This window comes from Nonomuraea sp. 10N515B, from assembly GCF_052245915.1.
Lineage (GTDB): Bacteria > Actinomycetota > Actinomycetes > Streptosporangiales > Streptosporangiaceae > Nonomuraea.
The window spans coordinates 42,941-56,626 of the sequence record NZ_JBQQBQ010000058.1; the positions used below are offsets into that span (position 1 = coordinate 42,941).

Genomic DNA, 13,686 nt, shown 5'->3' on the forward strand with positions numbered 1-13,686 from the left:
CGTGCCCAGACGGCCCGTGGTGGCACTCGTCACCGATGCCATCCACCCGTACAGCTTCGGTGGCAGGGAGATCCGCTACCACGAGTTGTACGAGCACTTCACGCCGCACGCCGACCTCCACGTATTCACCATGCGCTGGTGGCACGGTCCCCGGGTGCGCACCGAGGGCGGCGTCACCTTCCGCGCGATCTCCCCGCTGCTGCCGATGTACCGGCACGGTGTCCGCTCCACCTGGCAGGCGCTGGTCTTCGCGGTGGCCTGCCTCCGGCTGCTGCGGCATCGGTTCGACGTGCTCAACGTCGACCAGATCCCGTTCCTGCACCTGTTGCCGCTGCGCCTGGTCGCCACTCTGCGCCGCAAACCGCTGATCGCGACCTGGCACGAGGTGTGGGGCCCCGAATACTGGCGCTACAGCATGCGCGCGGGCTGGCGGCCGGCGTGGTGGATCGAGCGACTGGCGATGCGGGCGCCCGATCGCATCATCGCCGTCTCCCCGGAGACGGCGCGGCGGCTGCGGGCTGAGCTCGGCGAGCAGGCCCCGATCACGATCGCACCCAACGGGGTCGACCTCGACGGGGTGAACCAGGCAGCGCCGCACGAGCAGCGCACCGACCTGGTCGTGGTGAGCAGGCTGATGCGGCACAAGGGCCTGGACCTGCTGCTCGCCGCCATCGCCCGGTTGCGGGAGCGCGGCCGCGCGGTCACCTGCCGGATCATCGGCGACGGCCCGGAACGCGACACGCTGCGCGAGGAGGCCGAACGGCTCGGCATCGCGCACGCCGTGGAGTTCCGGCACGACGTCAGCGAGCAGAAAGACGTGTACTCGCTGGTCAAGGCGGGCCGGGTGTTCGCCTTCCCGTCCACCAGGGAGGGGTTCGGCATCGCCGTGCTGGAGGCGATCGCCTGCGGCGTGCCAGTGGTGACCACCTCGGCCAGGGACAACCTGGCCCAGCATCTAGTGCGGCGCAGCCGGCGGGGGATCGTCTGCGAGCACACGCTGGACGCGTTCGCCGCAGCCTTGGCCGACGCCCTCGACGGGCCCGCGGACGATGCGCCGGCGGAGCCGTGGGTCGGCGAGTACGCCCTGGATTCGATCGCCTCCCACGTGGTGAAGGCGATGCTGCCGTGAGGATCCTCTACGTCAGCCCTTACCCGCCGGCCCGCGACGGCATCGGGACCTACACCCACGTGCTCGCCCACGCCGTGCGCGAACGCGGCCACGAGGTCGCGGTGGTCGCCGCCCGTCCGCATCCCGATGCACCTGAGGAGGTCATCGGCGCGCTGGGCGGTGGGGTGGCGCCGCTGCGTGCGGCCGTGGCCCGGTTCCGGCCGGACGTGGTGCACGTGCAGTTCGCGGTGCCCGCGTTCGGGGCTCGTACCTTGGCCGTGGCGCGCTGGCTGGCCGGCCCCGGGGTCCCGGCGGTGGCCACACTGCACGAGGTCAACCGCGACACGGCGCTGCTGCGCGGGCCGGGGAGGGCGCTGTATCGGCACCTCGCGCGGGGCTGCGACCGGCTCATCGTGCACACGCGGGCGGCGCGGGACACGCTCGGCGCTCTCGGGCTGGACGGCAACGCCACGGTGGTCCCGCACTTCTCCGCGCCGCCGCCGCCCGCGACCGGCACCGCCGCCGGCCTGCGGGCCCGCTTCGGGCTGGGTGACGACCGCCTGCTCCTGGCCTTCGGCCACATCCACGTCAGCAAGGGGCTCGACGACCTGGTGCGGGCAATCGCGACGCTGCCGCCCGCGACGCTGGGCGCCGTGCGGGTCGTGGTCGCCGGCGCGGTACGGCGGCGGCACGGCCCGTTCCGGGTGTTCGAGGCACGCGACCACCTGCACCAGGCGATGGTGCGCCGCCTGGCGCGCCGGCACGGGCTGCGCGACCGGCTGGTGTCCACCGGTTATGTGCCCGACGGCGACATCGCGGCCTGGTTCGCCGCGGCGGAGGCCGTCGTGCTGCCGTACCGCGACGCTGAGCAGAGCGGGGTGGCCAACCTGGCCCGCGCCTTCGGCGTACCGGTGATCGCGACCACCGTGGGCGGGCTGGCCGAGCTGTTCGAGGGCTCCCCGTGGGCGGTCCCGCCTGGCGCCCCTGACCGGCTGGCCGCGGCGATCGCCGACCTTCTCGCGACCGGTCCGGAGGGAGGCGGCGTCGCGCGCCCGCCGGATACCGACCTGAGCACCGACTTGAGCACGGTCACAACGCGGACGATCGCCGTGTACGAGTCCGTTCGCAGCCCGCTCGCCCGCATCCCCGGGAACCGTCCCGATGCCCCCTAGCCTGTCCGTCGTCATCTGCTCCTACAACGGCGCGACCCGCCTCGGGCGGACCCTCGACGCGCTGGCGGCCCAGACCGCCCACGCCGACCTGGAGATCATCGTCGTCGACGACGCGTCCCTGGACGGGACAGGGGACGTCGCGCGCGGCCACGGGGTTACGGTCATCGGCCACGAGACGAACCGCGGTGCGGCGGCGGCCCGCGACACCGGATTGCGGGCCGCGAAGGGGCAGGTCGTGGCCTTCCTCGACGACGACTGCGAGCCCGGCCCCCGCTGGGCCGAGCTGCTGCTGGGCGGCTACGCCCAAGAGGGTGTCGCCGGGGTGGGCGGCCCCATCGTGCCCGTGACCGGGGACGGCTTCCTGCCGCGGTTCCTCGAACGCAACAACCGGCACGAGCCGCTGGAGCTGGAGCTCACCGTCAGCACGGCGCTGCCGTACCGGCTGTGGTTGTACCTGCGGCGGCAGTGGGCGACGACCGAGGCGGCCCGCGGGCGGCGGGACGTCTACGCCTTCAGCGGCGGCAACATGTCGTTCGAGCGGGAGCGGCTGCTGGCCGCGGGCGGGTTCGACACCAGGTTCCGGTACGCGGCTGAGGAAGAGGACCTGTCCCGCAGGCTCCGACGGGACCGGCCGGGGCGGCTGGTCTTCGTCCCCGACGCGCCGGTCGCGCACCGCTACACACCCACGGTGCGCGGAATGCTGCGCCGCAGCCTGGCGTACGGGCGGGGCGCCGCGATGCAGTACCTCAAGTGGCCCGCGGTCCGGCCGACGGTGTTCCCGTGGCCGGTGCTCGTCGCGGGCCTCGCCCTCGCGGCCGTCCGTTGGCCGGTGGTCGCGGTCGCGCCCATGCTGCTACCACTGCTGCTCTACCCGGTGGGGCTGCGGAACGCGGTGACGGGCAGGATCGAGGCGCTCGCCGACCCGTACCTCCGGCTCGCCCAGGAAGCGTGCGAGAATATCGGCTTCCTGCACGGTCTGTGGGCCTTCCGCCGCATGTTCGCCGAGGACAGGACCGGCCGGGGCGGAGGGCAGAGCACGTGACCGTCCGCGAGCAGGACAGGCGTTTGGTGCTGTACGGCGCGGCCCTCGTCCTGATCGTCGGGTTGACCCAGGTGCGCCAGCTGTGGGCGGCCCAGCTGTTGCTCGTGCCGCTGCTGCTGATCGTGCCCGGGTGCCTGCTGCTGCGGGCATTGCGGGTGCCGGGCCACCGGGTGGCGGCGTTCCCGTTGTACGTGCCGGCCGCGTCGCTGATCGTGCTCATGGTGTCCGGCCTCGCGGTCACCCTGCTCGTGCCGCTGGTCGACGGCGCCGTCCTCGATGCGGTGTTCGGCCCCGGCTCGGACCCCGGAGCGCCGCTCCGGGCCGGGCCGCTGCTCGCCGGGCTCATCCTGGTCTGCCTGGGGCTGTTCCTCGCCGGGGTGAAGGCGCCGCAGGACACGGCCGTCCCGTGGCGGGCTCTGCCCTCCGCCGGGTGGTTGTCGCTGCCGTTGCTGCTGCCGCTGCTCGCCGCGGCGGGGGCGCTGCGGCTCAACCACGGGTACGGCCCCGAAGTGGCGATCGCGGCCGTCGCCGGCTGCGTGCTTGTGCTGGCCTTCGGGATCGTCCGGGCCGGGCGGCTCGGGACCGGCCGGCCGGCCGTGCTGCTGTACGCCGTCTCGCTGGCCATGATGTGGTCGTACGCGCTCCGCGGTGAGCTGGTCTACGGGTTCGACATCGCCTCCGAGTACGCCGTGGCCCAGGAGACGGCGATCTCGGGGATCTGGGTGACCGGCCCGCACCCCGACGCGTACGGGGCGATGCTCAGCATCACCGTTCTGCCCGCCGAGCTGCACGCGCTGACCGGGCTGCCGGTGCTGCTGGTGCTCAAGGTCGTCTACCCGGCGATCTTCGCGATGTTCCCCGTCGGGATCTTCCACCTCGCCAGGCGCTTCCTGCCGGGCCAGTGGGCGTTCGCCGCCGCCGCGTTCGTGACGGCGCAGGGCGCGCTGTCCCAGCAGTTCCCGGCGCTGGCCCGGCAGGAGATCGCCATGCTGCTGTTCGCCGCGCTGTGCGGGGCCCTGCTCGACGCCCGGCTGCGGCATTTCCCCAAGAGCGCGTTGTTGTGCCTGTTCGGGGCGGGCATCGTGGTCTCGCACTACACGACCGCGTACTTCACGGCTGTGATGCTCGGCGGGGCGCTGGTCCTGCAGGCGGCGCTGTGGGCGCTGCGGCGGCCGCGGATCGCGCCGCGGGCGGTCGTGGCGGCGCTGCTGCCCGGGCTGCTCGCCGGGGTGCTCTGGTACGTTCCGATCACCCGGTCGACGGCCAACATCGGCGAGTTCCGCACCGCGCTGAGCTCTGAGGGGCTGCGGCTGCTGCCCGGCGCCGAGAGCGCCGGGACGCTGCTGTCCGCCTACCTGCGGGGCACCGACGTCACCCGCATCCCGACGTACCTCTACGCCAAGCGGGTGGTGCCCAAATACCGTCCGCCCAAGGCCACCGTGACGCCTGCCACCGACGCGGACGATGCCCGATGGGCGCTCGGGGACGCGGGGGTGCCGGTCCCCCCGAAGATCGCGCCGGCGGTGAGCGCGTCGGTCGACCTCGGCGTGCTGCTGGTCCAGCAGCTGGCGAACCTGCTCGGCCTGATCGGCGCCCTGGTCATGGCCCTGCGCCGCCGCTCGTCGTGGCTGGTCCGGCGGATCGGCGTGCTGGCCGTGCCGATGCTGGCCGCCCTGGTGCTGCTGCGCTTCTCCAGCACCCTCGCGGCCGCGTACAACCAGAGCCGCGCCCAGTTGCAGGCGCTGACGCTCGTCACCATCGCCATGTTCTGGCTGCTGCACCGCGTCTCGGCGGCCAAATTCCCCGCCCCTCTCCGCCGGACCGTGTATGGGCTGGCGGGAGCGGCCGTCGTCGTCACCTTCGTGACCGGCAGCGGCCTGGACAACGTGCTGCTCGGCGGGGACCGGGCGACCAACCTCTCGGCGCGCGGCGAGGACTGCGAGCGGTTCTGCACGTACGAGGCCGAGCTGGCGGGGGCGCGCTGGCTCGAAGAGGCGGCACGCGGCTCGCCCGACCGCCTCTACGCCGACCGGTACGCGCAGCTGCGGTTGTTCGCCGAGCTCGGGCCGGGGCGGCGGATCCAGACCGACATCACCCCCCTGACCCTGGACCGGCGGGCCTGGGTGTACGCGAGCTGGACCAACACCGCCGTCGGCCGCGCCAGGTCGCTGTTCGACAACCAGCTCGCCCTGTACGCGTTCCCGACCGGCTTCATCGAGGCGCACTACGATCTCGTCTACACGAGCGGAGTCACGAAGGTCTTCCACCGATGATCTCTATCGTCATCATCAGCAAGGACGAGCCCGCGCTGGACGGCACCCTCGACGGCGTCACCGGCGCGGCCGAGTCCGCCGGCCTGCCGTACGAGATCATCGTCGTGGACGCCTCAGAAAGCCGGCTCGACGCCATCGCCGCCGCCCACCCGCACGTGCGGTGGACCGCCTTCACCCCGCCGCCGGGCGTGCGCGTGACCATCCCGCACCAGCGCAACGCCGGCGTGCGCGCCGCCAAGGGCGAGATCGTCGTGTTCACCGACGCGGGCTGCCTCCCTCAGGGCGACTGGCTGCGCCGCCTCGTCACACCGATCCTCGACGAGGGCGAGAGCGTCGTGTCGGGGCTGGTCACCGGCCCCGAGGGGCACGGCAGCCTCTACGACGCCGACGCCCGGCGCCGCGCCGCCGCCCGTTACCTCCCGGAGTGCGGCACCGGCAACCTCGCGGTGCGCCGGGAGGTTTTCGACGAGGTCGCCGGCTTCGACGAGACGTTCGGGTACGGCTCCGACGTCGACTTCAGCTGGCGGGTCCAGGACACCGGGCACCGCATCCGCAGCGCTGAGGATGCGGTCGTCACCCACGAGTGGGGGGACCGCCGGCGGCAGCTCCGCCGCTCGTACGTCTATGGCAAGGCCCGCGCCCGGCTCTACCTCAAGCACCGGGGCCGCCGTGCGCACCTGCTGCGCCGGGAGCCGATGGTCGTGGCGTATCCCCTCTTCCTGCTCGGCCTGCCGCTGACCCTGTGGTTCCCGCTCTACCCGGCGCTGCTGCTGGTGCCGGCCTGGCGCAACCGGCACAACGGTCCGGTGCGGGTCCTCGCCGACCACCTGGCGTATGGCGCGGGCGTGCTCGCCGAACTCGCCGCTCCCCGGGGTCGCGCCGGCCGATGAAGGTGCTGGTCTTCCCCCGCGACAGCAACCCGTACCAGGACCTGCTGCACGGCGAGTTACGCCGGACCGGCGTCCGCGTCCACTACCTGGGTGAGCTGACCTGCTCCCACACGCTCAACCTCCTGCTGCTGCCCGCCGAGCTGGCCCTCTGGCGGCTGGCCGGGGCCCGGATCGTGCACCTGCACTGGGTGTGGAAGTTCGCGCTGCCGGGCGGGGCCTGGATGCGGCGACCGGCGCAGCTGTGGTTCGCCGGCGTCCTCGGCGTCGTGCGGCTGCTCGGCCTGCGGCTGGTGTGGACCGCGCACAACGTGCTGCCGCACCGGCCGGTCTTCGCCGACGACGCCGCCGCCCGGCGCACTCTCGTACGGCACTGCGACCTCGTGATCGCCCACCACTCGACGGCGCTGCACCGGCTGGCGGCCCTGGACGCGGCACCGTCCAGGGCCGCCGTGATCCCGCACGGCCCCTTCCCGGCGCCACCGCTGCCGCCGCCGGGCCGGTCGGGCGGGCCCCGCACGTTCCTGTTCTTCGGGCGGATCGAGCCGTACAAGGGGGTCGAGGACCTGCTTGCGGCCTTCACTGCGCTGCCCGGCGGGCTGGACGTGCGCCTCGTCATCGCCGGATCGTGCCCGGACGCGGCGCTCGCGGCCCGGCTGAAGGCGTCGGCCGCCGCGGACGATCGTGTTGACGTGCGGCTCGGGCGGGTGCGCGACGAGGACGTCGCCGGGCTGTTCGCCGAGGGCGACGTCGTCGTGCTGCCGTTCCGCGAGATCACCACCAGCGGCAGCGCGCTGCTCGCCCTCGCCCACGGCAGGCCACTGATCGTCCCCGCGCTGCCCGCCCTGGCGGGGCTGCCGACCGCAGCCCTGGCCGGTTACCGCAGCGGCGTCACCGGGCTAACCGCGGCCCTGCGGGCGGCGGCGGGCTGGGACGCGGCGACGCTGGCGGCGATGTCGGCAGCGGCGCTGGAGCACGTGAACGGCCTCGGCTGGACCGAGATCGCCCGCGCGACCCGCAACGGCTACGCCACCGTGTTGCGGGATCGGGGCGGGCAGACGGGGGAACGCGTGCGCCTCGATCGGATGGGGGAGCGCGTGGGCCTCGAGGCCGCAGGTGGGCAGATGCGGGAGCGTGTCCACTCGCTGTTCCGCAACGTCCTGGTCCGCGGGACCTTCCTGCTGCTGGCGAACACGGTGCTGCTCGCGGTCGGCGGCTTCGCGTTCTTCACGCTGGCGGCGCGCAACTACCCGGTCGAGGCCGTCGGCTGGCTGACCGCCGTGACCGCGAGCGTCAACCTGCTTTCCACCGTCGCCGCCCTCGGCCTGCCCACCACGCTGCTGCGCCATCTCGTCAAAGCCGACGACCCGCGCCGGCTGGCGGCGATCGCCGTGACCGCCGTCGGCGCGATCGGCGGTGTGCTCGCCCTGCTGTCGCTGCTGATCCTGGCGCCGCTGCTGCCCGGCGGTCCGGAGCTGATCCGGCAGCCGGGGACGATCACGCTGGTCACCGCCCTGGTGATGGTCACCGCCGTGGGCGGGACGCTGGACGCGGGGCTGGTGGCGGTCCGGGGCACCGCGGCGCTGCTGGCCAAGAACCTGGCGGGCACCATGCTGAAGGTCGGCGCGCTGCTGCCGTTGGTCCCGCTCGGGTTCACCGGCCTGGTCCTCGCCTACGGCGGCGGCGCACTGCTCGCCTGCCTGCTCGGCGGGGCGGCCCTGTGGCCGCGGCTGCGCCGCGCCGCAGACCGCGCACGGCCGATGGAGCTGCTGCGGCGGTACCTGCCGTTCTCCACCGCCGGCTACCTGGCGACCGCGCTCGGCATGCTGCCGAGCACCGTCGTGCCGCTGGAGGTGCTGGCCGTCCAGGGACCACAAGCGGCGGCGTACTTCGCGATCGCCTTCCAGGTGGCGGCGTTCCTCAACTTCATCCCTTCGACGAGCGCGCAGGTGCTGTTCGCCGAGGCGCAGCGGATCTCGCTGCGCCGGTACCTGCGCAAGGCCGTGGTGGGGATCTACGGCCTGCTCGTGCCCGCCGTCGCGGTGATCGTGGTCGGTGCGCCGTACATCCTGCGGGTGTTCGGGGACGCCTACGCGGCACAGGCGGCGGAGACGCTGCGGGTCCTGGCCCTGGCGGCGCTGGTCGGCGCGGGGAACTATCTGGTGGACACGATCCTGATCAGCAGGGACCGCACCGGCGCGTACGTCTTCATGAACGGCACCAACGCGGCCCTGGTGCTGGGGCTGGTGGCGGCGCTGCTCCCGTACGGGCTGACCGCCGCGGCCCTCGGCTGGACGCTCGCGCAAGGCCTGTCCCTGCTGCTGGGAGTGGGCGTGCTGATCGCCACCTTCGCCCCCGGGCGGCGTGCCGAGGTCAGCGCGGCGGATCGGTAGCGGCGGCGTACACGCGGACGTGGTCCACGATCAGCTGCTGCGGGAAGCGGGTCGTCGAGTCGGGCGGGCCAGGCCAGTCGCCGCCGACGGCCAGGTTGAGCAGGAGGTAGTAGGGCACGTCGAAGTCCCAGCCGCCGGGCGGGGCGTCCGCCTTGTGCTCGGTGGCGTAGACCTGCCCGTCCACCAGGAAGGAGATGCGGTCGGGATACCAGTCGGCGGCAAAGGTGTGGAAGTCGTCGGCGAACCTGCCCCCGTCGGGCAGCCGGTAGGAGTTGAGCGCGTCGTAGCCCTTTTCCCCGTGCAGGTTGCCGTGGACCGTGTCGGGCTCGCGTCCGAGGTGCTCCATGATGTCGATCTCCCCGCGCCCGCTGCCCTGGGGAGAGCGCCGCGCCCAGAAGGCCGGCCACATGCCCTGACCTGTGGGCAACTTGATGCGGGCCTCGATCCGCCCGTAGCGCTGGACGAACTTCCCCGCCGTGAACAACCGGGCGGAGGTGGCCGCGCACACGCGGGGGCTGCAGGCGTGGGCGCCCGCGTCGTCGGACCGGGCGGTGATGACCAGCCGGCCCTGGCCGTCCACGACCGCGTTGCGCGGCGTGTAGTACTCCAGCTCGTTGTTGTAGCCGAGATGGTCGTCGACCAGATTCCACTTCGCCGGATCCGGCGGCCCGGCAGGACCGTCGAACTCGTCCGCCCAGACCAGCCGCCACCCCGCCGGCGCCTCCGACGGAGCCTTCGCCGACGTCGGCGCGCTCTCACGCCCGGTCACCACGTAGAGCGTGGCCGCGACCGCGACCGTGAACGTGAGGGCCAACGCCCCGGCCACCCACCAGCCTGTCCGATCATGGCGGGACACCGCCCTGGCAGCGTGGGGCGAACCGCTCGCACCTGGCGCCCGCCGGTGGTGCGCACCTCCGCGGGGATCCCGGTGCCATGCGCGGTCATCGGACACGGACCCCTACCCTCCCGACGGCATGATGTGTCATCGTACGGTGCTTCTCCGGTGAGGCCGAGCATCCGCAAGCGCTTCCCCGCGCTCTGCCCCACCTACCAAACACGGGTGTACGGCTGCGCGGCAAGCCGGGCCGGGCACCAGGTGGCCCAGCGCTACGCGCACCTGGCGCCTGACACCCAGCTGAAGGGCGCATCACCCGCTGCTGGGAGAGTGCGGATGCTCCATGCGGGAGAGCCAGGTCGTGAGCAGTGTTTCGAGCGTCTCGGCCTCTGTGGGCGTCAGCAGATCCAGCAGGTCGCGTTCGTTGCGCATGTGCTCGGTGAAGGCTCGGTCGATCAGTTCGCGCCCAGGTCTGGTGAGGGCGACGATCCGGCCACGCTGGTCGCCCTGGGAACGACGGCGGGTGACGAGTCCGGCTCGCTCCAGGCGGTCGATCCTCTTCGTCATCGCGCCGGTGGTGACCATGGTGTGCGCGGCGAGCTCGCCGGGGGCCCGTTCGTAGGGCTCACCGGCGCGGCGCAGGGCGCACAGGACGTCGAATTCTCCCTCGCTGAGACCGTAACGGCCGTAGACGAGGCAGAGTCTCTCGGTGAGCTGGTCGGCCAGGCGGTGCAGTCGGCCGATCACTCCCTGCGGGGAGACGTCGACGTCGGGACGTTCGCGGCGCCAGTCGGCCTGGATGCGGGCCACGCGGTCCAGCGGTTGCCGATGTTCCATGGACACCAATATAGCTTCCGGGGAAGTTATATTGTCTTCCATGGAAGCTAATGTGCGCTGGGTGGCACTGACCGCGGTCGCGCCGGTGGCCTGGGGGGCCAACTACTTCGTCACCCACGAGTTCCTCCCCGCAGACCGCCCGCTGCAGGGAGCAGCTCTGCGGGCGCTGCCCGCCGGCCTCGTTCTGCTGGCCTTGTGCAGGCAGCGGCCACGCGGCGCGTGGTGGTGGCGATCCGCCGTGCTCGGGCTGCTCAACGTGAGCGTGTTCTTCGTCCTCGTCTACGCCGCCTCTCAGTTGCTTCCGACGAGCGTCGCCTCGACCGTCATGGCGGTGTCCCCGCTGACGATGATGCTCATTGCCTGGTCCCTGGTGTCCGAACGGCCCAGCATCGCGCACCTCGCCGGCGCCCTGATCGGGCTCGCCGGGGTGTGTCTCATGCTGCTCACGGGAGTAGGAGGCGTGAGCGTGCCAGGAGTCCTCGCCTCGGTCGCCGCCGTGCTGGTTTCGTCCTTCGGCCACATCCTGGCCAAGCGATGGAGCGCCGGTGCCGATGTCCTCGCCTCGACCGCCTGGCAGCTCACCGCCGGAGGTCTGTTCCTGCTCCCGGTCGCCGCAGTTGTGGAGGGCCCTCCGCCTGCGCTCTCCACACCCGCACTCCTCGCATTCGGCTACGTCGCCCTGGTCGCCACCGCGCTGGCCTTCGCCGCCTGGTTCGCCGGGCTCCGGCGCTTGCCTGCGGGGACAGTGGGTCTGATCGGACTGCTCAACCCCGTTACGGGCGTGCTGCTGGGCACCGCGGTCGCCGGAGAGGTGCTGACGGTCCAGCAACTGTGTGGGCTGTCGCTGGTCCTGGTCGGAGTAGTCCTCGGTCGACCTGCGCCCGCGGGCCGACGTGGCGGTAGCCAGGCACCGCCCCATCCTGTATCCGACGAGTCTCGCGCGCGCGAGCCCTCTCTTTGCAATCCCCGGTGACGATCAGAGGTGCGAGGTAAGCTTCTTCCTTCGCGTGAGAGACACGCAAACGCCGGATGTCAGGAGGCTGATGAATATGGCTGCCAGCAGCCCTGTTCAGCATGCCCTCGTCCGGCCCGCGCGAAGTTAGAGCGCGGTCCGGGTCGTCTCCCTACGACCAGGAGCTCTCTCATGTCTTCATTCATCTCATCGACCGATTCCGGCCTCACTACCGACCGCCTCATCCTGCGGCCATGGTCGGCGGACGAGGTCACCGCCGTTCTCAACGACACCAGGTCGGCGCATTGGGCCGATGACTTCCCCGCCGAAGGCGACCGCGTCATCGCCGGCTTCATCTCCGAACACCCGGACGACGCGCTGGGCGAGTTCGGACAGCGCCTGATCATCGAACGGCGGACCGGTCTGGTGATCGGCTCGACAGGCCTGTTCTGGCCGCCCAGCGACGGCGTTCTCGAAATCGGATACGGCATCGTCGACTCCCGCCGCAGCCGCGGCTACGCGACCGAGGCCACTCGGGCGATGGTGGAGTTCGCCCTTTCCGCGCCAGGGGTCCACACCGTGTCCGCCGGCGTGGAGCTGACCAACCCTGCCTCTGTCCGCGTGCTCGAAAAGTGCGGATTCCAACGCTGGAACGTGGAGGAGGAGACCGCTCGGTTCCGTATCAGCACGACGATTTAACTCGCGGCGATCGATCGGGATCGGCAGTGCCACGTCACTGCCGATCCCCTGCGCGACTCCGGGTGAAGGGTCGGAGTGCTAACCGCGTTCGAGAGCGATGACCTCTTCCAAGGCGCGCCGCAGCACGGTGACCTGGTCCGCGCCGAGATGCCGCGACCACCGTTGCTCGATGTCGGCGAGGATCCGGGCCGCTGCGACCTGGGCCATCGTGCCCTGGTCGGTGAGGCGGATGATCTTGGCGCGGCGGTCGACCGCGTCGGGCACGCGCTCGACGTAACCCTGATCCTCCAGTTCGCCGACCAGTTCGCTGATCGCCTGCTTGGTGAGCCCGGAGCGTTCGGCGAGCGTGGTCAGCCGCGAGCCTTCGGCGTCGATGAACCGGAAGACGGAGCCGTGCACGTACCGGATCCCCTCGAACCCTTCGTCGGCCAGCCGCTGGTGAAGTCGCCCGAGCGCGATGTCCTTGGCCTGCGTGAGCAGGGTGGGGAGGGGCACGTTGGGCTCGTCTTGCTGCTCGCGCGTTCGGGATCGCCTCGTCATCGCCGTGCGGCCTCCCTTCCATACGATTTCGTCAGGCAGCTTGACGATATCAGCAGGCGTGGTAAAGTCACCTGACTGTCAGGTCGCTTGACTAATTTCCTGGAGGACCAGATGCGAAACCTTGCCGAACAGCGCGAGCAGTTCGCGGCCATGCTCACCAGGCCCTTACCCCCGAATGTCGCTTCATCGACGACCACACTCGGCGGGCGGCCAGCACTGGAGCTGCGGATCGAGGCGCCCGGCACGACAGGCGAGGACGTGCTGCTGTATCTCCACGGCGGCGGCTTCGTGGTCGGGTCGCCGCGTGTCACCGCCCACCTCACCGTCGCGCTGCTGCAGCACCTCGACGGCCGGGCAGTCTCGCTCGACTACCGGCTGGCGCCAGAGCATTCGTTCCCGGCCGCGTCCGATGACTGCCTGGCGGCCTACCGCGAGCTGCTGGACGCCGGCACCGACCCCCAGCGGCTGATGATCGCGGGCGATTCAGCCGGGGCCGCCCTGGCCGTCGTCACCATGATGCGAGCCCGGGAGCTGGGCCTGCCGATGCCGGCGGCGGCGGTCCTGTTCTCGCCGGCGGTCGATCTCACCCTCAGCGGCGCGAGCATGCGGTCCAAGGACGGGGTCGACCCCATCTTCACCCCTGCCGATCTCGAGTGGTACTTCGATCAGTACGTCGCCGGCAGTGACCGGTCGGCGCCCGAGGCGAGCCCGATCTTCGCCGACCTCACCGGGCTGCCGCCCCTGCTGATCCAGGTCGGATCGAGCGAGCTCCTGCTGGACGACGCCGTACGGCTGGCCGCGCGCGCCGGGGCCGACGAGGTCTCAGAGGGCGTTACGCGAGGCGAAGTCCATGATGTCGCAGTGTGATCGGATGGATTTGTAGCGTTACCGCCCGTCGGCGGGCTGCCCTGTGCTGGGATAGCCGGGTGAGCGAGCGCAAGCCGTACC

At 71.9% G+C, this 13,686-nt stretch carries 12 protein-coding genes; 9 read left to right on the forward strand and 3 right to left on the reverse strand.

Annotated features, from left to right (window positions below):
- Nucleotide 1: 1 nt before the first annotated feature.
- Genes ACTWQA_RS47255 through ACTWQA_RS47280 form a run of 6 tightly spaced genes read left to right on the forward strand, consistent with a single transcriptional unit; the run spans nt 2 to nt 8,875 of the window.
- On the forward strand, nt 2-1,129 hold the full coding sequence (locus tag ACTWQA_RS47255) for a glycosyltransferase (RefSeq protein WP_443165395.1): 1,128 nt from the start codon (nt 2-4) through the stop codon (nt 1,127-1,129).
- On the forward strand, nt 1,126-2,280 hold the full coding sequence (locus ACTWQA_RS47260; RefSeq protein WP_443165396.1) for a glycosyltransferase: 1,155 nt from the start codon (nt 1,126-1,128) through the stop codon (nt 2,278-2,280). Before ACTWQA_RS47255 ends, ACTWQA_RS47260 begins: the two co-directional genes overlap by 4 nt.
- A complete protein-coding gene (locus ACTWQA_RS47265) occupies nt 2,270-3,322 on the forward strand; it encodes a glycosyltransferase family 2 protein (RefSeq protein WP_443165397.1) in 1,053 nt (350 codons plus the stop codon). Before ACTWQA_RS47260 ends, ACTWQA_RS47265 begins: the two co-directional genes overlap by 11 nt.
- Complete coding sequence (locus ACTWQA_RS47270; protein ID WP_443165398.1) at nt 3,319-5,595, forward strand: hypothetical protein; 2,277 nt, start codon at nt 3,319-3,321, stop codon at nt 5,593-5,595. The genes ACTWQA_RS47265 and ACTWQA_RS47270 overlap by 4 nt, the downstream gene beginning before the upstream one ends.
- Nucleotides 5,592-6,485: a glycosyltransferase family 2 protein gene (locus tag ACTWQA_RS47275; RefSeq protein ID WP_443165399.1), complete on the forward strand. Its 894-nt coding sequence runs from the start codon at nt 5,592-5,594 to the stop codon at nt 6,483-6,485. The genes ACTWQA_RS47270 and ACTWQA_RS47275 overlap by 4 nt, the downstream gene beginning before the upstream one ends.
- A complete protein-coding gene (locus tag ACTWQA_RS47280) occupies nt 6,482-8,875 on the forward strand; it encodes a glycosyltransferase (protein WP_443165400.1) in 2,394 nt (797 codons plus the stop codon). The genes ACTWQA_RS47275 and ACTWQA_RS47280 overlap by 4 nt, the downstream gene beginning before the upstream one ends.
- On the opposite strand, the gene ACTWQA_RS47285 is transcribed toward ACTWQA_RS47280, so the two are convergent.
- Together ACTWQA_RS47285 and ACTWQA_RS47290 are read right to left on the reverse strand one after the other, a co-directional pair.
- On the reverse strand, nt 8,856-9,731 hold the full coding sequence (locus ACTWQA_RS47285) for a glycoside hydrolase family 16 protein (protein ID WP_443165401.1): 876 nt from the start codon (nt 9,729-9,731) through the stop codon (nt 8,856-8,858). The genes ACTWQA_RS47280 and ACTWQA_RS47285 overlap by 20 nt on opposite strands.
- A gap of 291 nt (nt 9,732-10,022) precedes the next feature.
- On the reverse strand, nt 10,023-10,547 hold the full coding sequence (locus tag ACTWQA_RS47290) for a MarR family winged helix-turn-helix transcriptional regulator (RefSeq protein WP_443165402.1): 525 nt from the start codon (nt 10,545-10,547) through the stop codon (nt 10,023-10,025).
- 40 nt (nt 10,548-10,587) lie between these two features.
- On the opposite strand from ACTWQA_RS47290, the gene ACTWQA_RS47295 reads away from it, so the two are divergent.
- Both ACTWQA_RS47295 and ACTWQA_RS47300 read left to right on the forward strand, forming a co-directional pair.
- The gene (locus tag ACTWQA_RS47295) at nt 10,588-11,520 is read left to right on the forward strand and encodes an EamA family transporter (RefSeq protein ID WP_443165403.1); all 933 of its coding nucleotides are present in this window, start codon (nt 10,588-10,590) and stop codon (nt 11,518-11,520) included.
- Nucleotides 11,521-11,691: 171 nt separating this feature from the next.
- Entirely contained in the window at nt 11,692-12,198 is a 507-nt protein-coding gene (locus ACTWQA_RS47300) for a GNAT family N-acetyltransferase (protein WP_443165404.1), read from the forward strand.
- A gap of 78 nt (nt 12,199-12,276) precedes the next feature.
- Here the strand turns inward: ACTWQA_RS47300 and ACTWQA_RS47305 are convergent, their stop codons facing one another.
- A complete protein-coding gene (locus tag ACTWQA_RS47305; RefSeq protein WP_443165405.1) occupies nt 12,277-12,738 on the reverse strand; it encodes a MarR family winged helix-turn-helix transcriptional regulator in 462 nt (153 codons plus the stop codon).
- A gap of 111 nt (nt 12,739-12,849) precedes the next feature.
- On the opposite strand from ACTWQA_RS47305, the gene ACTWQA_RS47310 reads away from it, so the two are divergent.
- Nucleotides 12,850-13,605 (forward strand): alpha/beta hydrolase, encoded by a 756-nt coding sequence (locus ACTWQA_RS47310; RefSeq protein WP_443165406.1) that lies wholly within the window; start codon nt 12,850-12,852, stop codon nt 13,603-13,605.
- Nucleotides 13,606-13,686: the final 81 nt, after the last annotated feature.

What these genes read in the sequence shown, in the direction of transcription:
- ACTWQA_RS47290 (WP_443165402.1), bottom strand. Translation starts at nt 10,547, where the DNA reads ATGGAACATCGGCAACCGCTGGACCGCGTGGCCCGCATCCAGGCCGAC.
- ACTWQA_RS47295 (WP_443165403.1), top strand. Translation starts at nt 10,588, where the DNA reads ATGGAAGCTAATGTGCGCTGGGTGGCACTGACCGCGGTCGCGCCGGTG.
- ACTWQA_RS47280 (WP_443165400.1), top strand. Translation starts at nt 6,482, where the DNA reads ATGAAGGTGCTGGTCTTCCCCCGCGACAGCAACCCGTACCAGGACCTG.
- ACTWQA_RS47310 (WP_443165406.1), top strand. Translation starts at nt 12,850, where the DNA reads ATGCGAAACCTTGCCGAACAGCGCGAGCAGTTCGCGGCCATGCTCACC.
- ACTWQA_RS47300 (WP_443165404.1), top strand. Translation starts at nt 11,692, where the DNA reads ATGTCTTCATTCATCTCATCGACCGATTCCGGCCTCACTACCGACCGC.
- ACTWQA_RS47275 (WP_443165399.1), top strand. Translation starts at nt 5,592, where the DNA reads ATGATCTCTATCGTCATCATCAGCAAGGACGAGCCCGCGCTGGACGGC.
- ACTWQA_RS47265 (WP_443165397.1), top strand. Translation starts at nt 2,270, where the DNA reads ATGCCCCCTAGCCTGTCCGTCGTCATCTGCTCCTACAACGGCGCGACC.
- ACTWQA_RS47305 (WP_443165405.1), bottom strand. Translation starts at nt 12,738, where the DNA reads ATGACGAGGCGATCCCGAACGCGCGAGCAGCAAGACGAGCCCAACGTG.